2 protein-coding genes are annotated in these 1,338 nt (G+C 59.4%); both read left to right on the top strand.

Going from position 1 to position 1,338, the window contains the following annotated elements:
• On the top strand, positions 1-908 hold a 908-nt coding region (ispC, locus tag AAC083_RS18930; RefSeq protein ID WP_258224769.1), incomplete at its 5' end, for a 1-deoxy-D-xylulose-5-phosphate reductoisomerase.
• An 82-nt stretch (positions 909-990) separates the two neighbouring features.
• Positions 991-1,338: RIP metalloprotease RseP (rseP, locus tag AAC083_RS18925; RefSeq protein ID WP_108537427.1), on the top strand; the 348-nt coding region annotated here is incomplete at its 3' end.

Below are 1,338 nucleotides of genomic sequence, written 5' to 3'. Positions count from 1 at the left end.
GCGTGATGGCGGCCATCGTCGGTGCTGCGGGTTTGGCACCCACCATGGCCGCCGTGCGCGCTGGCAAGCGTATCCTGCTGGCCAACAAGGAGGCACTGGTGATGTCCGGTGCTTTCTTCATGGAGGCGGTGCGCGAGTACGGTGCCGAACTGCTGCCCATCGATAGCGAGCACAATGCGATTTTCCAGTGCCTGCCCGAAGCCATTCAGCGTCAGCCCGGTTTCTGTGATCTGGCGGGAGCGGGCATCAGCAAGATACTGCTGACCGGCTCCGGCGGCCCGTTCCGCTACACCAACATTCAGGAGTTGGCGCATGTCACGCCAGCCCAGGCCATTGCCCACCCGAACTGGTCAATGGGTGCCAAGATCTCGGTGGACTCCGCCACCATGATGAACAAGGGGCTGGAGTACATAGAGGCGCGCTGGCTGTTCAATGCCGCGCCCGAGCAGATCCAGGTGGTGATCCATCCCCAGTCCGTCATCCACTCCATGGTGCAGTACAAGGATGGCTCAGTGCTGGCCCAGCTTGGCAACCCTGACATGTGTACACCCATCGCCCATGCCCTGGCCTATCCACGTCGTGTTGAGTCTGGGGTGGAACCTTTGGATTTCTTCAGTGTCGGAGAATTCAGCTTTATCCGGCCCGATTACGATCGCTATCCCTGCCTGGCGCTGGCCATGAGTGCCTGCCAGCAAGGACAGGCGGCGACCACGTCGCTCAATGCTGCCAATGAAGAGGCCGTTGCAGCTTTCCTTGCAGAGCGGATCGGTTTTATGGATATTGCCAGAGTCAATGAGGCCATCATGGCGGCACTGGGCAGTTCTGCCGTGGGGTCACTGGATGATTTGATTGCGCTGGATAGTGCGGCCCGTGCCCGTGCTCACAATTTGATTGAGGAGCTTAGCTGATGAGTGGTATTTCGTGGCATTGTGCTGCCTTTATCCTTGCCTTCGGGTATCGGACCCTGCATGAAATCGAGGTGGCTGACTGATGGGCGGCGTGTTGTGGAACATCGGTGCCTTTATCGTTGCCCTCGGGTTGCTGGTTGCGGTTCATGAATTCGGCCACTTCTGGGTGGCTCGTCGCTGTGGCGTCAAGGTCGAACGCTTCTCCATCGGTTTTGGCAAGGCGATCTGGCGTCGGGTTGGCAAGGATGGCACCGAGTATGTGCTGGCGCTGATCCCGCTCGGCGGCTACGTCAAAATGCTGGATGGCCGGGTCGATGAGCTCCAACCCGGTGATGAGCAATATGCTTTCAATCACAAGAGTGTCTGGGCACGGATGGCCATCGTCGCGGCGGGCCCGATGGCGAACTTCGTGTTTGCCCTGTTTGCCCTC

This window comes from Aeromonas sp. HMWF014 (genome assembly GCF_963878295.1).
Classification (GTDB): domain Bacteria; phylum Pseudomonadota; class Gammaproteobacteria; order Enterobacterales; family Aeromonadaceae; genus Aeromonas; species Aeromonas popoffii.
The sequence above is the reverse complement of the archived record's forward strand: the minus strand, read 5'-3'. Positions and strand labels throughout refer to the sequence as shown.